This window comes from Nocardia uniformis NBRC 13702, assembly GCF_001613345.1.
Taxonomy (GTDB): Bacteria; Actinomycetota; Actinomycetes; order Mycobacteriales; family Mycobacteriaceae; genus Nocardia; species Nocardia uniformis.
Genome location: NZ_BDCE01000017.1, coordinates 19,450 through 40,580, shown reverse-complemented (window position 1 = coordinate 40,580; position 21,131 = coordinate 19,450). Strand labels below are relative to the sequence as shown.

Below are 21,131 nucleotides of genomic sequence, written 5' to 3'. Positions count from 1 at the left end.
GATCCAGGTTACCCATCCGTAAGCTTGTTGTGTACAAGTTGTGCCGTCATTCGCCATCTTTTTGCGATGAAACCGCGACCTCGGACCTCTTTCGCTCGGTACCCTTCTTCTTTTTGCGTTCGCCAGGACGGTCGGTTTTGCCCGCTTCACCTGGAGATTCCTCGGTCAGCAGGGTGAGCGCGTCCTTGATGTCCTCGAGTTCGCGACGCAGATAATCGCGCGTCGCGACTTCGCCGATGGCCAGGCGCAGCGCGGCGAGTTCGCGGGCGAGGAATTCCGTATCGGCCTTGGTCTGCGCGGCGCGGGTGCGGTCCTCGTCGAGTGATACCCGGTCGCGATTGTCCTGCCGGTTCTGCGCCAGCAGGATGAGCGGCGCGGCATAGGCGGCCTGGGTGGAGAAGGCCAGGTTGAGCAGGATGAACGGGTACGGATCCCAGCGCAGGGTGACCGCGAAGACATTTATCAGAATCCACACGACCACGAGGGCGGTCTGGATCGCCAGATAGCGGCCGGTACCCAGGAATCGGGCTACTCGTTCGCTGGAACGGGCCAGGGCCTCCGCGTCCCAGTCGAATCGGAACTTCGACTCGGCAGGGGTCTCCAAGCGCTGGCGTGCGCTCAGCTCGGTCATCGACTTCCTCCTGGATGCTGTTGCGCGCCAACGGGTCCGGCCAGGCCAGCGTCCTCGTGCACGTCCTGTTCGCGCCAATCCTCGGGCAGCAGGTGATCGAGCAGGTCGTCCACCGATACCGCGCCGAGCAGGTGGTTCTCGGAATCGACCACCGCTCCGCACACCAGGTTGTAGGTGGCGAAGTAGCGGGTTACCGCGGTCAGTGAGGCGTCGGGGCGCAGCGGGGTCAGATCGGTGTCCACGAAGGCACCGACCAGGTGTGCCGGTGGTTCGCGCAGTAGTTGCTGAATATGTACACAGCCCAGATAGCGGCCGGTGGGGGTGGATGTCGGCGGGCGCACCACGAAGACCATCGAGGCCAGCGCCGGAGTGAGATCCGGATCGCGGACCCGGGCCAGGGCCTCGGCGACGGTGGTGGACGCGTTGAGAATGACCGGCGACGGTGTCATGAGACCGCCGGCGGTGTAGGGGGCGTGTTCGAGCAGTCGGCGCACCGGCTCGGACTCTTCCGGATGCATCAGTGCCAGTAGCGATTCCGCCTCACCCCTGGGAAGTTCACCCAGCAGGTCGGCGGCATCGTCGGGATCCATGGCCTCCAGTAGGTCGGCGGCGCGCTCGGTACCCAGCTGCTCGAGGAGTTGCATCTGATCGTTCTCCGGGAGCTCCTGCACCACGTCGGCGAGTCGCTCGTCGTCGAGGGCGCGCACCACGTCGATGCGGCGCTTCTCCGGCAGATCGCGCAGCAGATGCGCGACGTCTGCCGCCCGCATGCCCTCGAATTGCTCCAGCAGCAGCGTGACATCCTGGCCGGGCAGGTTGAGCTCCGTCTGAGTCAAACCGCGCACATTCGACCAGGAGACCACGTGGACCGCGCCGCGGCGCCGGAAGGCGGACCCGAATCGGCGGCGTTCGCGCACCGCCACCCTGGCTATCAGCCAGTCCCGGGTGCGGGTCTGTTCCAACCCGAGATCGGTCACCACGACATCGGTCCCCTCGAGCTCCGGTAGCTCCGGATCGTGCACCTGCACGGTCGAGTCGATGATCTGCGCGATCGCGAGCATCTCGCCGGGCCGTTGCTCGAATCGGCGCACACTGATGGAGCCGGTATTGAGCGTCACCGCACCGGGTTCGATCGAGGTCACCCGCAGCATCGGCACGAAAATTCGCCTGCGGGTTGGCAGTTCGAGGAGCAGACCGAGCACGCGGGGCTGCTGCAGGTCGTAGCGGACGGACATCACAAGGTCGCGGATCCGGCCGATGGACTCTCCATCCGGTCCCAAAACCACCAGGCCCGCGAGCCGGGCGGCGAATACCTTCGTCGCTGCCATGCCTGAAAGGCTAGAGGGTCCGACCGCCCGATTTGTCGCGCCACAGCGCGAACGTGGCCGGCCGATCGGTCAGGGCCCGCAGGAGCCGGCTCGCGTCACCACGTAGGGTCCCCGATCAGGCTCGACAGATACAGGAGTGACACTGATGACATCACGCCGTTCGGTCCTCGCCGTACCCGGCAGCAACCAGCGCATGATCGAAAAGGCCAAGGGGTTGGCCGCCGATGAAGTGTTCCTGGATCTCGAGGATGCGGTCGCGCCGGCGGCCAAGGCGGCGGCGCGCGCGAATATCGTGGCGGCCTTGAACTCCGGCGGCTGGGGTAAGCAGATCCGAGTGGTGCGGGTCAATGACTGGACCACCGAATGGACCTACGCCGATGTGATCGCGGTGGTCGACGGCGCGGGCGATCATCTCGACGCCATCCTGCTGCCGAAGGTCACCGATGCCGGACAGGTGCGGGCGCTGGATCTGCTGCTGACCCAGCTGGAGAGGTCGAACGGGCTCGAACTCGGCAAGATCGGTATCGAACCGCAGATCGAGAATGCCTTGGGGCTGCGCAATATCGACGAGATCGCCACCGCGAGCCCGCGGGTGCAGACCCTGGTTTTCGGCCCGGCCGATTTCATGGCGAGTATCAATATGCGGACGCTGGTGGTGGGGGAGCAGCCGGAGGGCTACGAGCCCGGCGACGCCTACCACCACATCTACATGACCATCCTGCTCGCCGCCCGCGCGCACGGATTGCAGGCCATCGACGGCCCCTACCTGGCGGTTCGCGATATCGAGGGCTTCCGGCGCAATGCCGCCCGCACCGCGGCGCTGGGTTTCGACGGTAAGTGGGTGCTGCATCCGGATCAGATCGCGGCGGGCAATGAGATCTTCAGTCCGCGCCAGGCCGACTACGACAAGGCCGAAGAAATCCTGGAGGCCTACGCCTTCCATACCTCCGCCGACGGTGGAGCGCGCGGCGCGGTCATGCTGGGTGACGAGATGATCGATGAGGCCAGCGCGAAAATGGCGCAGGTCATCGCCGATAAAGGACGCGCGGCCGGAATGACCGGAACCAAGCATTCTCAGTGAACTGCGGCCCGGCATGACAGCGTCCGACGAGCAGAAATAGCATGATGGACCTATGAGCAATCCCATGGGCACACCGAACAACCGTGCCCGGCAAGGCCTGCCGACGCCCCCGTCGGGCTGGCCGGTCGGGTCCTACCCAACCTACGCCGAGGCACAGAAGGCCGTGGACTATTTGGCTGATAGCCAATTCCCGGTGGAGAACGTGACCATTGTTGGCGTCGATCTCATGCAGGTCGAGCGCGTGCTCTACCGTTTGACCTGGGGGAAGGTCATTGGCGGCGGTATGGTTTCGGGCGCCTGGCTGGGCCTGTTCGTCGGCCTGCTGCTGAGCCTGTTCACCACCGGCGGCAGCGTGGTGGGTCCGCTGGTGGTCGGCCTGATCGGCGGTCTGATCTTCGGGCTCATCTCCGCGGTGATCCCCTATGCCGCGACCCGCGGCCAACGCGACTTCGCCTCCACCATGCAACTGGTGGCCGGACGCTATGACGTGCTGTGCGAGCCCAAGGCGGCCGAGCAGGCGCGGGACATGCTGGCGAGGCTGGCGATCTAGCGAATGGATGTTTCGGATACGGTCCGGGCCGGGGTGCTCGGACATTTCGGTGTGCGGCAGGCCGATTCGGCCTCGGTGACCTTCCTGGGTCTCGAGCCGATCCAGATCCTGCGTATCCCGGTCGCCGATCTGGTGCACTACGTGACGTTGGGCGGCTCCCGCCACCCCATGACCGATCCCACCGCCATGCTCGCCGATCCGGAGCAGGGCCCGCGCGCGGAACTGGTGCTCACCCTGCGCGGCAATGCGGGCGCGAGCTCCGGACTGCCCCGCACCCTCGGCGTACTGGTTGCGACACCTGCCGTGGAAGGTGTTGTGCTGCAAGCGGATGCGCTGCTGGACCTGGGAGAGCCGTTGTGGCACAACGCGCCGTTCACGGCGGTGCTACTCGGTGAGAGCGATATCCCCGATGTGAAGCTGCCGGAACCCGCTGAGCCCGTGCGCTTCTTGGCTGTCACACCGTTGACGGCCACCGAGGCGGCATGGGTGCGAATTCGCGGTGCGGCGGCGCTGCGGGAAGCGTGGGCCGAGGCGGGTATCGATGTGCGCGACCCGGAACGCGGAGCCGTGAACCTCTGAATCCCGCGGTCGTCCATCGCGCGGATAGCTGCGATACGGTCGTCGCGGTTTCGGGTCCGCTCGGCGGTCAACGGCCCGAGATGATCTCGGGCCGTTGGTATTTCGCGAGACACCGGTGCTGCGCGCCGGGAGTGCCCGTCTGCGGTGATGGTGCGTAGCACGCCGCCGACGGGCGACCTGTCAGTGGTACTTCAGGGATTGCTGTTCCATTACCCGCCCCGCGATTGCGAGATTCCCCTCTGAATCGAGGACGGCGATGATCTTCTTCTGTGAGCCGTGATGAGTGGTGAAGAAGATCTTGTCGGCTTCCTGTGATGTGCTGTAGTTGGTGTTCACGCACAGTTCGATGCTGACCGGCGAGCTGATCAGGACATCTTTCTTCGGCGAGGTCGGGTACACCTGGTTCTGCCGCAACTTGACCCGCCCGTGCGTATCGCCTTCGTTCCAATCGGTGGCGAGACCGAGATCGATGTCTGGCATGATGACGTCACTTCCTTCTTCGAGATGGCATGCAGCCTTCGAGTGCGAGTGAAGCGTCTCTGATTCACGGATGCCGAGGCCGATGCCTGGCATATCCGGTCCGTGATAACGGTGTCGAATCGGTCCACGAGTGTGATCAAGACCCGGGGAGGTGGAGGGTCTCTCCTGACGAAAGATCGAATTCCGTTGGGCCGGAAGCTAATTGTAGGACTTGCCGTACCTGGACATGCGGGATTCGGGAAAACCGGCCAGCGGGCGAAATCGGTTCCTGACGCCGGGCGGGCGAACCGGGAGGAGACGCGCCCTCCACGAACGGGTGGTGCGTCGAGAGCACCGGTCGGCCATGATCCGCAGCATGATGGTGGGATGGCCGAGCAGGTGAGCGCATGCGCGCATTGTTGACATTGATCGTGGTGCTGGGGATCGCGCTGGTCGTCGGCGACCGGGTCGCTGTCGTGGTGGCGCAGAACGAGATCGGCCGCAAGATCGCCGCCGATTACGACCTCCCACATCAACCGCGCGTCGTTATCGGCGGCTTTCCATTTCTGACCCAGGCCGTCGACGGCAAGTATCACGACATCGGCATCCAAGTCGGTGACTGGACAGGCGAGGGCATATCCGTCCGCGACCTCGATGTCACGCTGACCGACGTATCCGCGCCGCTGGCGGACCTACTCCAAAGCCGCACTTCGAACCTGGTTGCGGCCACTGCGACGGCGACGGCCGTGGTTCCCTACGAGACCGTGCGGGACTTCGCTCCGTCCGGAGTGGAGTCGATGTCCGATAGCCCGGACGGGTTGCGCGTAGCCGGGACATTCCTGGTGGAGGGCATTCCGGTACCCGCGACGGTCGTCGTCACCGTCACACCGACCGAGGACGGCATAGAGGTCACTCCGGTTTCGGTCCAGTCCGCGGCCGGGGGACCCACGATTTCCCTGGCCGTGCTGCGCCAATCCCTCACCTTTATCGTGCCGCTACAGCGGCTGCCGCTGGGCGCACAGCTGACGGCCATCGAGCCGGGTGCCGATGGCCTCCATGTCACCGCCGTAGCCCACGACGTGCGCTTCTCCGACCTGCCGTGAAGCAGTTGAAAATCCGGAATTGCTGATTGCCGGAGGTATTGCCGATCTCGGCGGCGATGCTCGTGACGGGTTCCGGCTGGGGTCTCGAGGAAGGATCTCAGTTCTTGCCCCCTTCAATTTATAGCGGGACCGGGGGCTTGCGGCAAGACCCGGGGTGTGCTGCAGAATCGACGGTTCAAAGCCGTAACCTGCAGAAATGGGGGCCGTACAGTGCGTGTGCTGTTGACGACTATGGGATCGCGTGGGGATGTCGAGCCGGTGGTGGCGCTCGCGGTGGCGTTGCGCGGGCTCGGTGCGGAGGTGCTGGTGTGTGCGCCGCCGGATGAGGATTTCGTGGCGCTGCTGGGACGGGTCGGCGTGCCGCTGGTGCCGCTCGGCCCGACGGTGCGCTCGGTGGTCGCCGGGTCGAAGCCGCCGACGGCCGACGATGCGTTCCGGCTTGCCGCCGAGCTGGTCGCCGCCCGGTTCGAGGTGCTCACCGCAGCCGCCGAAGGGTGTGACGCGCTGGTGGCGACCGGGCTGATGCCGGCCGGGGCTCGGGATGTGGCCGAGAAGCTGGGCATTCGGTACGTGTACGCGTGTCTCCAGATTTTCGGACTGCCGTCGCGGCATTTTCGGCCGGGGGCGCGGCCCGGCAAGCAGTCTCCGCAGGATGAGACCGATAATCGGGTGCTGTGGGAGCAGGACGCTCAGCGGGTGAACGCCCTGTACGGCGCGGCGCTGAACCGCCATCGGGCGGCGATCGGCCTGCCGCCGGTGGACAATGTCCGCGACTACGTCTTCACCGACCGGCCGTGGCTGGCAGCGGACCCGATCCTGTGCCCGTCGGAGGGCCTGACGGACCTCGAACTGGTCCGGACCGGGGCGTGGATCCTGCGCGACGACCGTCCGCTCCCCGACGGGTTGGCGGCGTTCCTGGATGCCGGTGCGCCCCCGGTGTACGTGGGCTTCGGCAGCATTGCCTCGTATCTCCCGAAGGACATTGCCCGGGTGGCCATCGAGGCGGTTCGCGCGCAGGGCCACCGGGTCCTCCTCGCCCGCGGCTGGGCCGAACTGGACCTGATCGACGACGCCGCCGACTGCTTCGCAGTCGGGGAGGTCAACCAGCAGGCACTGTTCGGTCGGGTGGCCGCCGTCGTGCACCACGGCGGCGCAGGCACCACGACGACGGCGGCGCGCGCCGGTGCGCCCCAGGTGGTGGTTCCCCAGATCGCGGATCAGCCGTACTGGGCCGGGCGAGTGGCCGAATTGGGCATAGGCGCAGGACATGAGGGGCCGACCCCGACCGTCGACTCGCTGTCCGCCGCGCTCACCACGGCTCTGGCCCCCGAGACTCGAACCCAAGCCAAGACCGTGGCCGGCATGATCCGCACCGACGGGGCAATGGTGGCCGCGAAACTGCTGCTCTCCGAGCGAGGATAGGCCCGGTAACCACGGGAAAGTTCGCCTACCGAGGTTGGCATCGCGATATCGCCCGACCGCCTTCGTCATTCCGGCATGCTTTTGGCCGGAATCCACGCCCCCCAGCAGTGGATCCCGGCCGAAGTACGTGGGGACGCCGGGTTGATTCGAGTGAATTGTGCACGGTTGGACCGGATTTGCCGCTGCCGGTCTGTCAGCAGGCGAACATCACGCGGACCGACGCCGGTTCAGTGTCGGTGGACCGCTGGCAGTGAACGCTGTTGGGCCACCGGTGGATCGGTAGCGGCAACGGACTGGGCCAGTGCGTCGTACACCCAGTTATGGGTGGGTCCCACAGTGATCCGAGTTCCGAGAAGCCGCCGTGTCAGCTCCCAGTAACGATGAACCCGGTGGTCGGTGTCGGTTGCGCCTCTGATTCCGCCAGAGCTGCTGTCGCACCACACTGTTCATTTCGGGGTCGGTGACGAATCAGCGCCGGGCGGCCGCCCGCTCAGAGGCGCAGGTGTGCGACTACGGCGCGGTGGTCGGTGCCGGTGATGGGTAGCGAGTGCACGGCGGTGGCGTGGCCGCCCGCTACCAGGATTCGGTCGATGCCGATTACCGGTCCCCAGAAGCGGTCGGTCGGCCAGGTCGGCATCGCGCCGACGCCGAGGAGTTCGGTGGAGTCGGCGTAGCGGCCGCTGACCAGGTTTCGGTAGGCGGTGTGGTCGTAGGTGGCGTTGAAGTCCCCGCCGACTACCACCCGGCCGGATTCGGCGTCGAGTAGTTCGCGGATGCGGCCCAGCTCACGGGTCCAGACTTCGGCGTTGGACAGGGGCGGGATGGGGTGCAGCGCGAAGACGGTGATCGGGCCGAGGCCGGGGTGGATCATGGTGGCGCGCAAGTTGTTCAGCCAGAAGCCTTCGAACTTGATGCCGTCCCGAAGCGGGTACCTGCTGAAGATGCCGGAGCCCTGGCCGCCGCCGGATGGGGCGGCATAGCGGTGTGGCAGGAGGTCGGCGAGGCCGGCCGCGTCGAGCCTGTCCAGCAGTCCCGGCGTCAGTTCGTCGAGGGTCAGTACCTCGGCGCCACTGTCGCGCGCCGCGTCTACCAACCCTTCGGGGGAGCCGTGCCCGAGAAATAGATTCGACTGCATCACAACGAGATCCGTGCCCGCGGGCGCGGTGCCGTCCGGCCACAGCATCGGCGCCTGTGTCCACAGCGCGGTGGCCGAAACCGCCACCGCCAGTGCCGTACTCACCCATTGGCGTGCCAGGCCGAGCAGCACGATCGCGATCAGTGTGCCCACCATCAGATACGAGGCGAACGACGTCACCAGGATGGCCGGCTCCCACACCCACGAGTTGTAGTGCAGCCCAACGCCGATCGCGCCCGCGAGCAGCAGCAGCCACCCGGATACGAGCAGCAGCCAGCCGAGTAGGCCTCGGCGCGGCCGGGTGATTTCCTCGGCAACCTGCTGGTCCCGCACCAGGTCATTGATCATTGTGAGTCTCCCGCCCCGTTTCGCCGATCACCCTACTCGACCGGATGAGCGGGAATCTCGCGGTGATGTCACACCTGCGCCTCCCGCATCGTCGTCCCTGTGTACGCGCAAACAGACGAAAGGAACGTCGATGTCATCGACTCAGCGGAGCTCGGCGAACAGCACCGCGAACCACAGCGGCGCCGGGTCGACCGCGAATACCGCTGCCCATCCGGCGAAGTGGAAGATCTGGCTACTCACCCTGATCGGCCTCTACCCGATGCTCACCGTCCTGGTAATGCTCACCGCGCCCCTGCTCGAATCCCTGCCGACGCCGCTTCGGCTGGCCTGCATTCTGCCCGTCGCGGTCGGTGCCATGGTGTGGGTGATCATGCCCCGGCTCACGAAGCTCTGCGCCGGATGGCTGGCGCGCTAGCTCGGGAGTGGCCTACAGCCACTTGCGGCGGCGGAAGTTGACGAACAGCGCACCGCAGACGGACACGATGATGAGCCACACCAGGGGGTAGGCCCAATATCCACCCCAGTTCCGGCATGTGGTCGAAGTTCATGCCGTAGATGCCGGCGATCATGGTCGTGCCGCCGCCATGGCCGCCCAGGCGGAGATCTTGCGCATATCGGTGTTCTGCTGCACGCTCACCTTCGCCAGCGCCGCATTGATGAGGGCGCTGAGTTGTTCATTCGGGCGGTGTCGACCCGGCGCGCTCACCGCGCATCCCCCCGGCGCGAGCAAGATCGTTTCGACCGCAGGCAAGATAGACCTTGTGCGCATCGATCTTCACACCCATTCCAATGCCTCGGACGGCACCGATACCCCTGCCGAGCTGGTTCGCAATGCCGCCGCGGCCGGGCTGGACGTGGTGGCATTGACCGATCACGACACCACCTCCGGCTGGGCGTCGGCGGTGGACGCACTGCCGCCCGGATTGACACTGGTGCGCGGTATGGAGATGTCGTGTATCGGCTTGGGGGAGGACGGGTATCCGGTGCCGGTGCATCTGCTGGCCTACCTGTTCGATCCGACCAATGAATCGTTCGCGCAGGAACGGGAACGTTTGCGCGCCGAACGGGTGGTGCGATTGCGGAGTATGGCCGAGCAGATGGCCGCCGATGGACTGCCCATCGACCCGGTCGCGCTGATGGCCTCGGTGGGTCCATCGGCGGGGCGACCGCATCTGGCCCGGGCACTGGTGGCGGCCGGGGTGGTGCCGACCGTGGACGCGGCCTTCCAGGACCTGCTGGCCCCGCACGGGCAGTACTACGTGGAGAAGCTGGATACCCCGCTGCGCCGCGCGGTCGAGATGGTCGCCGCCGCCGGGGGCGTGAGCGTGGTGGCGCACGCCCGGGCGCGTAAGCGTGGACGGCTGTTGGCGCTCAGCGATATTCGCGACCTGGCGGCGGTCGGCCTGGGCGGGCTGGAGATCGACCATCCCGACCACAGTGCGGCCGATCGCGCCGTACTGAGCGATCTGGCCCGGGAACTCGGCCTACTGACCACCGGTTCCTCGGACTATCACGGCAGTAATAAGACCATCAGGATCGGCGAATTCACCACCGATCCGGCGCAATTCGAGGAACTGGCGGGTAAGGCGACGGGAGTGTCGGTGGTGACGGGATGAGCGGTCAGGGGAGCGTATGAGGTGGTTGCGGGGGTTGAGCGGCATTGTCGCGGGCGCGATGGCGGCGTTGGCGCTGGTGGTGGTGGGTGCGTCGATTGTCGGTGCCCGGCGCGGGTTTCCAGGGCCGGGCGCCGCGGTGGTGGGTTGGCATATGGGTGCGGCCGCGGTGGTGGTAGCGGCGCAGGTCTATGCCGATCGGCGACGGAATGGGTGGATCGATTCCGGCGTGGCGCTGGTGGTTTTCGCGACGGTCGGTGCGCTGCTGTGGACACAGTGGTGGGACTGAGGAACAGCCGGGCCCGGCGGCCGGATTCGGATAACGATGCCGATAACGAAATCGACGAAGAATCGGGGAAGTCGTCGGCGTCTGAGCCTATTTCCCGAGAGCGCGATAACAACTGCGTCTCGGTGCGGAAATTAGAACACCCGTAACGGTTGCGAGCCGTTGAACTGTGGTCGAACATCTGACGATATGACCGAATTCGAGGCCGATGTGCTCGTGCTGGGTGGCGGCCCGGCGGGGGCCTGGGCCGCACTCGCCGCGGCGGCCGCCGGCGCCCGGGTTCTGGTCGTCGACAAGGCGCGCTGCGGATCGAGCGGACCCACCGCCGCCGGCTCGGTCTCACTGTGGAATCTGCCCCCGGGTTCGGCGCGCGACGGGGCGGTCCGGCAGGGCCTCGCCGGTGGTGCGGGGCTCGGCGATCCGGAATGGATGTCCCGAGTCCTCGACGAGACACACCGGCGGGTCGGCCAACTGGTGCGACGCGGAGTTCACTGCCACGGCAATCAGTCCGGACCGCCCGCGCGGGTGGTGCTCGACGGCGCGAAATACCTCGGGCGCATGCGGCGCAGCATGGTGGTCGCCGGGGTGCGGATCCTCGATCACCACCCCGCGCTGCAACTGCTCACCGACCGGGACGGTGTGGTGTCGGGGGCGGCCGGAATAGCACTGCGCAATAACGGTGACAGCTGGACCGCCCGGGCCGGCGGCGTGGTGGTGGCCACCGGCGGCTGTGCGTTCCTCTCCGGCGGCGTCGGTACCGATGTGGATACCGGCGACGGACTGCTCATGGCCGCCGAGGCGGGCGCGGAACTGTCGGGAATGGAGTTCTCCAGCGCCTACGCGTTCACGCCCATGGGCAATCGCGCACCCGGCGCGGCGACGGTATACGCGCCGGAGCTGCTCATGTACTTCGCCACCCTCGACGACGAATCGCGATCGCTGCTGGGCGGCAATGGCTTCGGATCGCGGATCGAGGCATTCGCCGCCATTGCCGATGGTCACCGTATCTACGCGACGGCGGATGACCTGCCGGAGTTTTTGCGCGCGGACCTGATTCGGCTCGGCGGCGTCGATGCCGCGGGCCGGGTGCCGTTGCGGGCGGTCCTGGAGGGCACCGTGCGCGGTACCGGCGGACTGCGGCTGGCCGGACCCGATTGCGCCACCAACCTGCCCGGACTCTACGGCGCGGGCGATGTCACCACCCGGGAGCCGATCACCGGCGCGGTGAGCGGATTCGGTGGGCAGAACGGGGCCTGGGCCATCTCCTCGGGGGTGTGGGCCGGGGCGGCGGCCGCGAAATACGCGACCGCCCGTCGCGGAATCGGCAAGGCGCGCCCGGTGCCCGGTGCCGGGCTGAGCGCGCGGGCCCGCATCGATCCGCGGGCGGTGGTGGGCCTCGTTCAGGAGCACACCCTGCCGCTGCGGCGTTCCTACTGGCGCAGTGACGGCAGCCTGCGCGACAGCATCGCCGAATTGGATGGCATGTGGCCGGTCGGGGCCTTCGATCTCGGTGGCGTCGGCGTCGGTCGGCTGCGGGCACGACAGGCGGCGGCGCTGCTCGCGGTGGCGCGCTGGACGAAATACAGCGCCCTGGCCCGCACCGAAACCCGCGGTATGCATCGGCGCACGGACCACCCCGGTCTCGGCCGGGACTGGGGTGTCAGCCTGGTCTCGGGCGGTCTGGAGACGGTGTGGGTGCGGTCGGATCGCGGGCGCGCGCCGGGTGGCGGCGTGGCGGCGGAGAACGGGGAACTCACCGCCGCCGAGTAGAACGTGTTGCGATGTCTCACCGAATCGGCACGCGGACGTGCGAGTTTCCGCTTACCCGCGGTTAATTCGGGCCGACTACCCTTTGACAATGGCGAGAGAGCGCGACGGACCATAGGCCCGATTTGGCGCGTCGTAGCGGCGGCTGGCAAGATATGACGATCCCCGGTCGATGCCACCCATCGGCCCGGGATCCGGTGATCACGTCACCCCGGCACCTTGCCCGGACACACCCGTCCGGTTTTCTCGCTCGACGATCTGTGCAGCGACACGCCTCGCCAAACCGTCACACCTTGCTTGTGTCACCTATTTCGATAAAGGTGGGCACAGTGCGTTTCGACGGTGTGGTCAGCGCACCTGAAGAGCATCCGAAAACCCCTAATACTAATTACCGAACGGTAACCGTCAAACGGTTGAGTCCGCACCGAGCAGGAGTGAAATCGTGTCACCCGTGACTGAAGCAGTGAATGCCACCGCCGCGACCACGTCCGCCAATGCACAAAATCTGGCCGACATCACCACAGAGGAAATCTACGCGGGTCACCTCGGTGGCAAGCTTTCGGTCGCACTCACCGCGCCGCTGGACACCCAGCGCGACCTTTCCATCGCCTACACCCCCGGTGTCGCGAAGGTGTGCCTCGGCATTGCCGAGGACGAATCCCTCGCCAAGACCTACACCTGGGCCGAGCGCCTCGTCGTGGTTGTCTCCGACGGCACCGCCGTGCTGGGCCTCGGCGATATCGGCCCGCGCGCCTCGCTGCCGGTGATGGAGGGTAAGGCGGCGCTGTTCAAGAAGTTCGCCGGACTCGATTCCATTCCGCTGGTGCTCGATACCAAGGATGTCGACAAGATCGTCGAAACCCTGATCCTGCTGCGCCCGAGCTTCGGCGCGGTGAACCTGGAGGACATCTCCGCCCCGCGCTGCTTCGAGATCGAGAAGCGCGTGATCGAGGCCCTCGACTGCCCGGTCATGCACGACGACCAGCACGGCACCGCGATCGTGGTGCTGGCCGCCCTCAAGGGCGCCGCCGCCGTGCAGGGTCGCGATATGTCGAGCCTGAAGGTCGTGGTGTCCGGTGCCGGCGCCGCCGGTGTGGCGTGCACGAATATTCTGCTGGCCGCCGGTGTCCCCGACATCATCGTGCTGGACTCCAAGGGCATTGTCAGCCGCGACCGCACCGACCTCAATGAGGTGAAGGCGGAGCTGGCTTCGCGCACCAATCCGCGCGATATCACCGGCGGTCCGGTCGACGCGCTCGCGGGCGCGGATGTGTTCCTGGGTCTGTCGGCGGGCACCATCCCGGAGGAGTTCATCGCCTCCATGGCTCCGGAATCCATCGTGTTCGCCATGTCGAACCCGACTCCGGAAATCCACCCCGATGTGGCCGCCAAGTACGCGGCCATCGTGGCCACCGGTCGCAGTGACTTCCCGAACCAGATCAATAATGTGCTGGCCTTCCCGGGCGTCTTCAAGGGTGCGCTGGACGTGGGCGCACGCCGCATCACCGAGGGTATGAAGGTCGCCGCCGCCGATGCCATCTTCGGCGTGGTCGCCGGGGAACTGTCGGTGGACAAGATCATTCCGAGCCCGCTGGACCCGCGGGTGGCACCGGCCGTGGCCGAGGCCGTGGGCAAGGCCGCGCTCGCCGAGGGCGTCGCGTAGTCCCTGACCAGTACCGAGTAGGGCCCGCTCCTTCCTGGAGCGGGCCCTACTCGTCCTGGCGTCCTAGCGGTGCCGCCCGGCGTCCCGGTGCCTCGGCATCCGCCTCCCAGCGGCCGCGCCCCGTCATCCTGGCGGTCGCGCTCTGTCATCCCGGCGTGCTTTTGGGCGGGATCCACCTCTCGTCCAGCAGTGGATTCCGGCCAAAAGCACGCCGGAATGGTCGTTCGTGGGATGGCGTGGTGTGCTCGGTCCTTCGCGGAATCACAAGGTGTGCTCGGCTGTTCGTGGAATGACGTGGTGCGTTGGCTGTTCGCGGGATGGGGTGGCTCAGCCGTTCGCGAGGATCGCGTACTGGGCGGCGGCCCGCTGGTGGGCGTCGAGCAGCTGATCTGAGTTCACGTAGGCCACGTAGCGGTCGTAGGCGATGAGGCAGGTGTACTTCGAGGCCGAACTCCGCTTGTCCGGAACTTCGTTCTCGACACAGGACGAGTTCGGGATATCCGGCGGCCCTTCGGCACCGCCGGCGACGGCTCTCGTGGTGCGGCGCTCGGTGACGGCCCGCTCCGCCGAAGCGACGTCGGCGGTGCGGATGAGGGTCGTATCGTCCACGATGGCGGCCTTTTCCACGCCCATCGCGGTATAGGCGCTCTTCGCGGTCGCACGGTCGACCGCATAGTGCAGAATGCCCTGCGGACCGACGACGACGCCGTCCTCGGTATCCGGCCACGCATAACCGCTCGGATTCAACGTCCGGTGCAGCAGGCGATCCGGGTCCCAGGGCAGATCCAGCATCTCCTCATCGGAGATCGGCGCCAGCGCGTCCAGCATCGGTAGCTGGACGCGATAGGCCTTGGAGACCAGCTCAGCCAGCGCCCCTCGGTCGGCGGTCGGGGTAGAGGCGAGGACGGCCACGACATAGGAGCCGTGCGCCAGGAATGAGCGGGCGGTCGGCTTACCCGGCTGCCAATGGCTGTGCGCGCCAGCGTAATCGGTGAGTGCGACGGCCTCATTCCGATCCCGGTACCGGTTGAAGTCCGCGTCGTAGAACTCCGTCGCGGCCCGGTCCGCCGCCTCGGCATCCGGGAACTGCATGACGACCGTGCCGATAATGGTGGAACCGGATTTGTTGGGGCGTGGCCAATCCCAGCTGCTGTGGAAGTTGTCGGCCTGGTCGCTGCCGCTCGACTGGAAGCCGAACAGCAGGTTATTGCGTTCGGCAATCGACTCGGTGTCCTCGTCCTCGCCGAGGTAGGCAGACGGGACGGCTTTGGAAAACCCCGGATCACCGACCAAGTCGACCTGGTACTTCAGACTCGGCTCGATATCGAAGGCGGTGGCCACGTGATCGGCGAGCCGCATGGCCGCGACCTTGAAATAGTCCGAATGGAACGGCACATAGGCGTCGTCGTGGGCGTCCCACGCCTCGGTCGGGTACGATCCGGTATCCAGGGTGCGCACATCGATCTCACCGGCTATCGGTGTGCCGGATACGGTTTCGGCGTCGCGCAGGGCCACGGCGGTGGCGGAGCCCGCGAGCGCGGTGATCGCGCCGACGGCGGCCAAGGTGCGCAGCAGCGTGCGAGAGTGGTTCATCCGGCATTCACCAGCACCGCGTACTGCGCGGAGACGCGCTGCTGGGCATCGAGCAACTGATTCCCGTCGACCCAGGCGACGTACCGGTCATAGGCGACCGCGCAGTAGTAGCGAACCGCCATACTCTTCTTGCCGATGTACTCGACACAGCGGGCGGCGGGCAGATTCTTCGGTGGTTCGGCGGGGCCGAATCTCTTATCGGTGGTGACGAATTCGTCGCGCAGTGCCGTGGCGGCGGCCGCATCGCGGGTGCGGTAGAGCCAGGCGCCGTAGTCGGCCATACGGTCCACCCCGAACTCCTCGAACGTGGACCGATCCTCATCGGGACTACCGGACAGCAGCAGCGCGGCGCGGCTGTCGTACACCCCCGGCGGGTTGGACCAGCTGTCCTGTTCGGTCCGGGCTACGGTCCGGCGGAGCATGCCGTCCGGGTCGATATCGAGTTCCATCAGAATGTCGACGGGGGTGGGCTCGAACCTCGAAATCGCGGGCACGATCGTGTCCAGGCTCTTCTCCACCCATTCGACGAGCGCGGGTTGGTCGACCTTGTTCAGATAGAGCTTGGCGTAGTCGTACATCCAGGTGTAGACGACCATGCGACCGGTCGCGAACCAGGAGTGGATGGATTGCTCGCCGGACTTCGAATGAGCGCGTGCCGCAGGATACTTCGGTATCGACACCGGTGCGTGTTCGTCGTCGGACTCGAAGAAGGAGCGCTCGATCGCGGTAGCCGCGTCGGCGGCCTTCTCCTCATCGGGGAAGAGCATCACGGTATTGGCGAGATCCAATCCGTTGTTGTTCGGTTTGTTTCCACCCAGGCTGACCACGCCGCCGAGGAAATCCTTTGCGCCACGGTCGAATAGATCCGGCCGGTCGTCGCCGAGGCCGAGAATATTGGAGATGCGCTTGGGGTAGATGAAGACCGTCGACGTCGACTGGCTGTGGTGCACCAGCCGCGGGTCGATCTCCATGGGCAGCGGCACGATCTGCGCCAACCGCACCGCTTCGACCGCCCGCGCCTGATCGAAGTTCTCCGGCTTGCCGAACTCCCTCGGTTGGGTGGCGTAAGCGCCCACATCCAGTTGCGCGAGGTCGACCGGCGGGAGAGGTAGGGGAGTGGGCGCGGTCGCCACGCCATCGACGGACCCGCAGCTCGCCGCGAACACCAGCACCGTCGCGGTGATGAGTGCGTAGACGACTCGCAGCGGCACTGTTCGCGCGGCGGAACTCACGGACTCCCTTCCCGGGGACAAGCAGGTACGGCGGCATCCTACGTCCGGTTCCGGACCGCCGCACCCGCACAGACCGCGGGCGCTCCGTCTCCGGAGCGCCCGCGGCTGTCCCGGTGCGGTCAGTGCGGAATCGACACCGCCTCGACGAAGTGGGCGAGCTGCTCGTCGCTGACATTGCGGGCCAGGTCGGATTCGCAGATCATGCCGACCAACTTCTTGCCGTTCCGCATATCGATGACCGGCAGGCGTTTGATCTGCGCCTGCTCCATCATCTCCAGGACCTCGGCGACGTCGGTGTCGGCGGAGACCCAGCGGGGCGTGCCCTGGGCGAGGTCGCCCGCGCGGATTCGGCTGGGGTCGTGGCCCTCGGCAATGCAGCGGACCACGATATCGCGGTCGGTGAGCATGCCGATGAGTCGGTCGTTATTGCAGATGGGCAGGGCGCCGACGTCCATATTGCGCATCATCTGCGCTGCGCGGTCGAGCGTCTCGTCGGCGGGGATACAGGTGGCATCTCGGTGCATGATGTCGCGTGCCTTCATGGCCTTCACAGCAATCCTCCTGAGGGTGGTTGAGGTGATCCGGCGCTACTTCGGGCCGGAACCATCGTGACCCACCTCACAGGCCTTGGTCAATGGTTCTGTTTGCTGGGCGATTGCGAACGCAGGCGGCCGGTGCCGGGAGCCGAGGCCCAGACAGCCCACGCGAGCAGGCCGTCCAATGTCAGGGCCAGGGCGGCGACCAGGATTGCGCCGACCAGAACACGGTCGTATTTGTAGAGGCCGATACCGTCGAAAATGTAGCGGCCGAGACCACCGAGATTGACGTAGGCGGCAATGGTGGCGGTGGCGACCACCTGCAGGGTGGTGGCGCGCAGGCCGGTCAGCAGGATGGGCAGCGCATTGGGGAGTTCGACGCGCAGCAGGATCTGACGTTCGGTCATCCCCATGGCGCGGGAGGCGTCCACCACATGGGAGTCCACATTGGCGACCCCGGCGTACGCGCCCGCCAGCAGTGGTGGGATGCCGACGGTGATCAGGGCCAGCAGCGGTGGGATCAAACCGAGGCCGAGCCCCAGCACCAGGAAGGTGAGCAGGCCGAGGGTGGGTAGGGCGCGCATGGCATTGGCGAAACCGACGATTGCCGCCGAGCCGCGGCGGGTGTGACCGATAACCATGCCGATCGGGACGGCGAGGGCGGCGGAGAGGACCACCGCGAGCAGGCTGTACCACAGGTGCTCGCCGAGGCGGGTGGCGATGCCGGTCGGTCCCGACCAGTTGGCGGAGGTGGTGAGGTAGTCCCACGCCTGTATGAAGAGGTTCATGCCGCACCGCCTTTCGCGGGATCGATGGCGGTGCGCAACTGCTGTCGCAGGCTCGCGCGGGTACCGTCGCGCAGCCACGGCGTGCACAGGCGGCCGAGCAGGTACAGCGCGCGGTCGATGACCAGCGCCAGGACCAGTACCACGATGATCCCGGCGACGATCTCATCCGGATAGTCACGCTGATAGCCCTGCGTGAACAGTTTGCCCAGACCGCCCACACCGATCAGCGCGCCGACGGTCACCATGGAGATATTGGTGACCGCGACAACGCGCAGGTTCGCGATGAAAACCGGTAGGGCGAGCGGGAAGTCGACGGTGAGGGTGCGGCGCAGCCGGCCGAAACCGATGGCGTCGGAGGCGTCCAGCACCGCCGCGGGCACCGAATCCAATGCCGCGGGAACGGCGACCACCAGCAGCGCCACCGAATAGATGGTCAGGGCGATAATGACATTCAGCGGATCGATGGTGGAGATACCCAGTAGCGGCGGCAGAATGACGAACAGCGCCAGCGACGGGATGGTGTAGGCGATACCGGCGGCGGTGACGGTGAGGCGGCGCAACCACGGCACGCGGTGGACCAGTGCGCCGATCGGAATGGCGATCACCAGGCCGACGAGCAGTGGAACCAGCGCCAAAACCAGGTGGGTGCGCGTGAATCCGAGGATCTCGTCGAAATTGTCGATGAGGTATTTCATCGCGGGCCGCCCACGCCGGCGTGGCGCCCCGGCATCAGAGCGAATCCTGCCGCGGGGACGGCGGCTGGTCGAAGTAGTGGCGGTTGCGGTTCGCGTCCTCTCCGGCCCGCTGCCGGGCCAGCTGCTCCAGCACATCACCCGCCACCACGCCACCGCGCACGGCGCCGGAACCATCCACGGCCACACCGATTCCGGAGGGGGAGGAGACCGCGGAATCCAGGGCGAGGCGCAGGTCGCCATGCGGTGGGAACAGCGAACCACCCGCGGACATATTGTCCTGCAAGGGTATTCCGGCCCGGTACCCTTCGACGCCGGTGACATCGATCCAGCCGATCGGCTTGCGATGCTCGTCGACCACCAGCACCCAGTCGCCGAGTAGTAGTCGCAGGCCACGGACCTCGTCGACGGTGGCGGTCTGGATTTCGCTCAGCGGCACGGTGGCGGCGCTGCGGAAGGACAGCGCGCGGTAGCCGCGGTCGCGTCCGACGAATTCGGCGACGAAATCATTCGCGGGCTGGGCGAGTACCCGATCGGGTTTGTCGTACTGCTGGAGGACGCCGCCCGGTCCGAAGACCGCGATGCGGTCACCCAGGGTGACCGCCTCGTCGATATCGTGGGTCACGAAGACGATGGTTTTGTGCAGTTCGGCTTGCAGCCGCAACATTTCGGTCTGCAGCTCGGCGCGCACCACCGGGTCCACGGCGCTGAACGGCTCATCCATGAGCAGGATGGGCGGGTCGGCGGCCAGGGCACGGGCCACGCCGACACGCTGTTGCTGACCGCCGGACAGTTGCGCCGGATAACGTTGCGCCAGAGCGCGATCCAGGCCGACCCGGTCGAGAAGTTCGAGGGCCTGCTGCCGTGCCTGCTTGCGCCGCACCCCGGTCAGCATGGGCACGGTGGCGACATTGTCGATCACCGTGCGATGTGGGAGCAGTCCCGCGCTCTGGATGACGTAGCCGATACCGAGACGCAGCTTCACCGGGTTGATCGTCGAAATGTCCTGTCCGGCAACGGTAATCGTTCCCGAAGAGGGTGTGATCATGCGGTTGATCATGCGCATCGACGTGGTTTTACCGCAGCCGGACGGGCCGACGAATACGGTGAACGACCCGGATTCGATGCGCAGGTCCAGATCATGGACGGCGGTGGTGCCGTCCGGATACGTCTTGGTGACGCCGCTGAACTCGATATCGGACACGCGGTTCTCCTATGCGATCGGCTGGTCGAGCCCCTGCGCCCGCACCCACGCCGCCGCGGCGGCGGCCGGTTCGGTCTTGCTCGCGCCCGAGACCGCGGTATTGAGCGAAATCAGTTCTTCGGTGGTGATTTTCGCCGATACCGCATCGAGGACGGACAGCAGCTTGTCGCTCTGCTTGGCGGTATTGAACAGCGGCACCACATTCTGGGCGGCGAAGTTGTTCTTGGGGTCCTCCAGCACCACCAGGTCGTTCTCGGCAATGGCCTGGGAGGTGGTGAAGATATCGGCCGCCGTCACCTGGCCCTCGACCAGTGCGCGCACGGTGGCCGGGCCGCCGCCGTCGGCGATCGGCACGAAGTTGCCCGGGGCGATATCGAGGTTGTAGTTCTTCCGCAACCCCGGCAGGCCACCCGGACGCTCCTGGAATTCGGCGGGGGCGGCGAATTTGACATCGGCCGAATGGGCGGCCAGGTCGGCGATGGTGTTCAGATTCCAGCGGTCGGCGGTGGCGCGGGTGACGACCACCGCATCGGAATCCTGTCCGGGCGCGGGGGTGCCGATGGCCAGCTCATCACCGAGGGCGGTGGTCAGTGCGGCGTTCACATCCGCCGCGGTGGCGGCGGTGGCCGACTTGTCCAGGTACTGCAGCAGATTGCCGGTGTAATCCGGGACCAGGCTGATCGAGCAGTTGCGCACGGCGGGCACGTACGCCTCGCGGCTGCCGATATTGAGTTTGGTGTCTACCTGGAAACCGTTTACGCGCAAGGCTTCCGCGTAAATATTGGCGACGGTCTCCGACTCCGGGAAATTGGCGGAGCCGACGGTGATCTGATTGGTATCGGTATCGCAGCTGCTGTTCCCGGCCAACGGGTCGGAATCGCCACACGCGGTGAGCGCCATGACGCCCGCCAGCGCGACGGCCGCGGCGAGTACTCGGGCAATGGTGAGGGCGGGCCGTAATCCGCGGCGGCCACGCGTGGTGATCGGGGATTTCACTGGAGTCCTTCCGACGTCCCGGGCGGGAGCGAGCGATTCCGGGTGGGAAGTCCGGACCGCCATGGGTGTCCATATTGCCTGCCTCGGGGTCTTGTCGCTGGCTTCCCGGAGGCGTTTCGCCGAAT

Annotated in this window: 21 protein-coding genes and 1 pseudogene; 10 read left to right on the top strand and 12 right to left on the bottom strand. The window is 66.5% G+C overall.

Features of this window, described 5'->3' with window-relative positions; translation table 11 throughout:
• Positions 1 to 46: 46 nt before the first annotated feature.
• Together NU1_RS04430 and NU1_RS04425 are read right to left on the bottom strand one after the other, a co-directional pair.
• Positions 47 to 631, bottom strand: coding sequence for a DUF1003 domain-containing protein (locus tag NU1_RS04430; RefSeq protein WP_067517661.1), 585 nt, complete (start codon positions 629 to 631; stop codon positions 47 to 49).
• Positions 628 to 1,959, bottom strand: a complete 1,332-nt coding sequence (locus NU1_RS04425; protein WP_067517659.1) for a magnesium transporter MgtE N-terminal domain-containing protein — start codon at positions 1,957 to 1,959, stop codon at positions 628 to 630. Before NU1_RS04425 ends, NU1_RS04430 begins: the two co-directional genes overlap by 4 nt.
• Positions 1,960 to 2,104: 145 nt before the next feature.
• Here NU1_RS04425 and NU1_RS04420 point away from each other — a divergent pair, with 145 nt between their 5' ends.
• The 3 genes from NU1_RS04420 to NU1_RS04410 are packed head-to-tail and all read left to right on the top strand — an operon-like array spanning position 2,105 to position 4,169.
• Positions 2,105 to 3,040 (top strand): HpcH/HpaI aldolase/citrate lyase family protein, encoded by a 936-nt coding sequence (locus NU1_RS04420; RefSeq protein WP_067517657.1) that lies wholly within the window; start codon positions 2,105 to 2,107, stop codon positions 3,038 to 3,040.
• Between the two features lie 52 nt (positions 3,041 to 3,092).
• Positions 3,093 to 3,590 (top strand): YflT domain-containing protein, encoded by a 498-nt coding sequence (locus NU1_RS04415; RefSeq protein WP_067517655.1) that lies wholly within the window; start codon positions 3,093 to 3,095, stop codon positions 3,588 to 3,590.
• A gap of 3 nt (positions 3,591 to 3,593) precedes the next feature.
• Positions 3,594 to 4,169, top strand: a complete 576-nt coding sequence (locus tag NU1_RS04410) for a suppressor of fused domain protein (RefSeq protein WP_067517653.1) — start codon at positions 3,594 to 3,596, stop codon at positions 4,167 to 4,169.
• A gap of 180 nt (positions 4,170 to 4,349) precedes the next feature.
• On the opposite strand, the gene NU1_RS04405 is transcribed toward NU1_RS04410, so the two are convergent.
• A complete protein-coding gene (locus NU1_RS04405; RefSeq protein WP_212761323.1) occupies positions 4,350 to 4,742 on the bottom strand; it encodes a DUF6342 family protein in 393 nt (130 codons plus the stop codon).
• 293 nt (positions 4,743 to 5,035) lie between these two features.
• On the opposite strand from NU1_RS04405, the gene NU1_RS04400 reads away from it, so the two are divergent.
• Together NU1_RS04400 and NU1_RS04395 are read left to right on the top strand one after the other, a co-directional pair.
• Positions 5,036 to 5,731: an LmeA family phospholipid-binding protein gene (locus tag NU1_RS04400; RefSeq protein ID WP_067517649.1), complete on the top strand. Its 696-nt coding sequence runs from the start codon at positions 5,036 to 5,038 to the stop codon at positions 5,729 to 5,731.
• Positions 5,732 to 5,941: 210 nt separating this feature from the next.
• Positions 5,942 to 7,153 (top strand): glycosyltransferase, encoded by a 1,212-nt coding sequence (locus NU1_RS04395; protein ID WP_067517647.1) that lies wholly within the window; start codon positions 5,942 to 5,944, stop codon positions 7,151 to 7,153.
• Positions 7,154 to 7,643: 490 nt separating this feature from the next.
• Here NU1_RS04395 and NU1_RS04390 read toward each other — a convergent pair whose 3' ends face one another.
• Positions 7,644 to 8,636, bottom strand: a complete 993-nt coding sequence (locus NU1_RS04390; RefSeq protein WP_084520976.1) for an endonuclease/exonuclease/phosphatase family protein — start codon at positions 8,634 to 8,636, stop codon at positions 7,644 to 7,646.
• A gap of 130 nt (positions 8,637 to 8,766) precedes the next feature.
• On the opposite strand from NU1_RS04390, the gene NU1_RS04385 reads away from it, so the two are divergent.
• Complete coding sequence (locus NU1_RS04385) at positions 8,767 to 9,051, top strand: putative antibiotic biosynthesis monooxygenase (protein ID WP_067517645.1); 285 nt, start codon at positions 8,767 to 8,769, stop codon at positions 9,049 to 9,051.
• 12 nt (positions 9,052 to 9,063) lie between these two features.
• Here the strand turns inward: NU1_RS04385 and NU1_RS39995 are convergent.
• A pseudogene (locus NU1_RS39995) lies at positions 9,064 to 9,315 on the bottom strand (CorA family divalent cation transporter); the annotation flags it as partial.
• 82 nt (positions 9,316 to 9,397) lie between these two features.
• Between NU1_RS39995 and NU1_RS04375 the strand changes: the two are divergent.
• From NU1_RS04375 to NU1_RS04360, 4 genes are all read left to right on the top strand, one after another.
• Positions 9,398 to 10,252: a PHP domain-containing protein gene (locus NU1_RS04375; protein WP_067517641.1), complete on the top strand. Its 855-nt coding sequence runs from the start codon at positions 9,398 to 9,400 to the stop codon at positions 10,250 to 10,252.
• A 16-nt stretch (positions 10,253 to 10,268) separates the two neighbouring features.
• Positions 10,269 to 10,538 carry a hypothetical protein gene (locus tag NU1_RS04370; protein WP_067517639.1) on the top strand — a complete coding sequence of 90 codons (270 nt, stop codon included), beginning with the start codon at positions 10,269 to 10,271 and terminating at the stop codon, positions 10,536 to 10,538.
• 186 nt (positions 10,539 to 10,724) lie between these two features.
• A complete protein-coding gene (locus NU1_RS04365; protein WP_067517637.1) occupies positions 10,725 to 12,305 on the top strand; it encodes an FAD-dependent oxidoreductase in 1,581 nt (526 codons plus the stop codon).
• A 448-nt stretch (positions 12,306 to 12,753) separates the two neighbouring features.
• The gene (locus NU1_RS04360) at positions 12,754 to 13,965 is read left to right on the top strand and encodes an NAD(P)-dependent malic enzyme (protein WP_067517635.1); all 1,212 of its coding nucleotides are present in this window, start codon (positions 12,754 to 12,756) and stop codon (positions 13,963 to 13,965) included.
• A gap of 327 nt (positions 13,966 to 14,292) precedes the next feature.
• On the opposite strand, the gene NU1_RS04355 is transcribed toward NU1_RS04360, so the two are convergent.
• The 7 genes from NU1_RS04355 to NU1_RS04325 form a co-directional block, all read right to left on the bottom strand.
• Positions 14,293 to 15,558, bottom strand: a complete 1,266-nt coding sequence (locus tag NU1_RS04355; RefSeq protein ID WP_067517633.1) for a DUF7373 family lipoprotein — start codon at positions 15,556 to 15,558, stop codon at positions 14,293 to 14,295.
• Positions 15,555 to 16,790: a DUF7373 family lipoprotein gene (locus NU1_RS04350; protein WP_067517631.1), complete on the bottom strand. Its 1,236-nt coding sequence runs from the start codon at positions 16,788 to 16,790 to the stop codon at positions 15,555 to 15,557. The genes NU1_RS04355 and NU1_RS04350 overlap by 4 nt, the downstream gene beginning before the upstream one ends.
• 119 nt (positions 16,791 to 16,909) lie before the next feature.
• Positions 16,910 to 17,332 (bottom strand): CBS domain-containing protein, encoded by a 423-nt coding sequence (locus NU1_RS04345; RefSeq protein WP_067517782.1) that lies wholly within the window; start codon positions 17,330 to 17,332, stop codon positions 16,910 to 16,912.
• An 89-nt stretch (positions 17,333 to 17,421) separates the two neighbouring features.
• Complete coding sequence (locus tag NU1_RS04340) at positions 17,422 to 18,114, bottom strand: ABC transporter permease (protein ID WP_067517629.1); 693 nt, start codon at positions 18,112 to 18,114, stop codon at positions 17,422 to 17,424.
• Entirely contained in the window at positions 18,111 to 18,809 is a 699-nt protein-coding gene (locus tag NU1_RS04335) for an ABC transporter permease (RefSeq protein ID WP_067517627.1), read from the bottom strand. The genes NU1_RS04340 and NU1_RS04335 overlap by 4 nt, the downstream gene beginning before the upstream one ends.
• 34 nt (positions 18,810 to 18,843) lie before the next feature.
• Positions 18,844 to 20,010: an ABC transporter ATP-binding protein gene (locus tag NU1_RS04330; protein WP_067517626.1), complete on the bottom strand. Its 1,167-nt coding sequence runs from the start codon at positions 20,008 to 20,010 to the stop codon at positions 18,844 to 18,846.
• Positions 20,011 to 20,019: 9 nt separating this feature from the next.
• On the bottom strand, positions 20,020 to 20,910 hold the full coding sequence (locus NU1_RS04325; RefSeq protein ID WP_245719950.1) for an ABC transporter substrate-binding protein: 891 nt from the start codon (positions 20,908 to 20,910) through the stop codon (positions 20,020 to 20,022).
• Positions 20,911 to 21,131: the final 221 nt, after the last annotated feature.

Coding starts and splice junctions, on each gene's coding strand:
- NU1_RS04345 (WP_067517782.1), bottom strand. CDS start 17,332: ATGAAGGCACGCGACATCATGCACCGAGATGCCACCTGTATCCCCGCC.
- NU1_RS04370 (WP_067517639.1), top strand. CDS start 10,269: ATGAGGTGGTTGCGGGGGTTGAGCGGCATTGTCGCGGGCGCGATGGCG.
- NU1_RS04335 (WP_067517627.1), bottom strand. CDS start 18,809: ATGAAATACCTCATCGACAATTTCGACGAGATCCTCGGATTCACGCGC.
- NU1_RS04355 (WP_067517633.1), bottom strand. CDS start 15,558: ATGAACCACTCTCGCACGCTGCTGCGCACCTTGGCCGCCGTCGGCGCG.
- NU1_RS04410 (WP_067517653.1), top strand. CDS start 3,594: ATGGATGTTTCGGATACGGTCCGGGCCGGGGTGCTCGGACATTTCGGT.
- NU1_RS04405 (WP_212761323.1), bottom strand. CDS start 4,742: ATGCCAGGCATCGGCCTCGGCATCCGTGAATCAGAGACGCTTCACTCG.
- NU1_RS04420 (WP_067517657.1), top strand. CDS start 2,105: ATGACATCACGCCGTTCGGTCCTCGCCGTACCCGGCAGCAACCAGCGC.
- NU1_RS04340 (WP_067517629.1), bottom strand. CDS start 18,114: ATGAACCTCTTCATACAGGCGTGGGACTACCTCACCACCTCCGCCAAC.
- NU1_RS04385 (WP_067517645.1), top strand. CDS start 8,767: ATGTCATCGACTCAGCGGAGCTCGGCGAACAGCACCGCGAACCACAGC.
- NU1_RS04430 (WP_067517661.1), bottom strand. CDS start 631: ATGACCGAGCTGAGCGCACGCCAGCGCTTGGAGACCCCTGCCGAGTCG.
- NU1_RS04425 (WP_067517659.1), bottom strand. CDS start 1,959: ATGGCAGCGACGAAGGTATTCGCCGCCCGGCTCGCGGGCCTGGTGGTT.
- NU1_RS04415 (WP_067517655.1), top strand. CDS start 3,093: ATGAGCAATCCCATGGGCACACCGAACAACCGTGCCCGGCAAGGCCTG.
- NU1_RS04325 (WP_245719950.1), bottom strand. CDS start 20,910: ATGGCGCTCACCGCGTGTGGCGATTCCGACCCGTTGGCCGGGAACAGC.
- NU1_RS04400 (WP_067517649.1), top strand. CDS start 5,036: ATGCGCGCATTGTTGACATTGATCGTGGTGCTGGGGATCGCGCTGGTC.
- NU1_RS04390 (WP_084520976.1), bottom strand. CDS start 8,636: ATGATCAATGACCTGGTGCGGGACCAGCAGGTTGCCGAGGAAATCACC.
- NU1_RS04365 (WP_067517637.1), top strand. CDS start 10,725: ATGACCGAATTCGAGGCCGATGTGCTCGTGCTGGGTGGCGGCCCGGCG.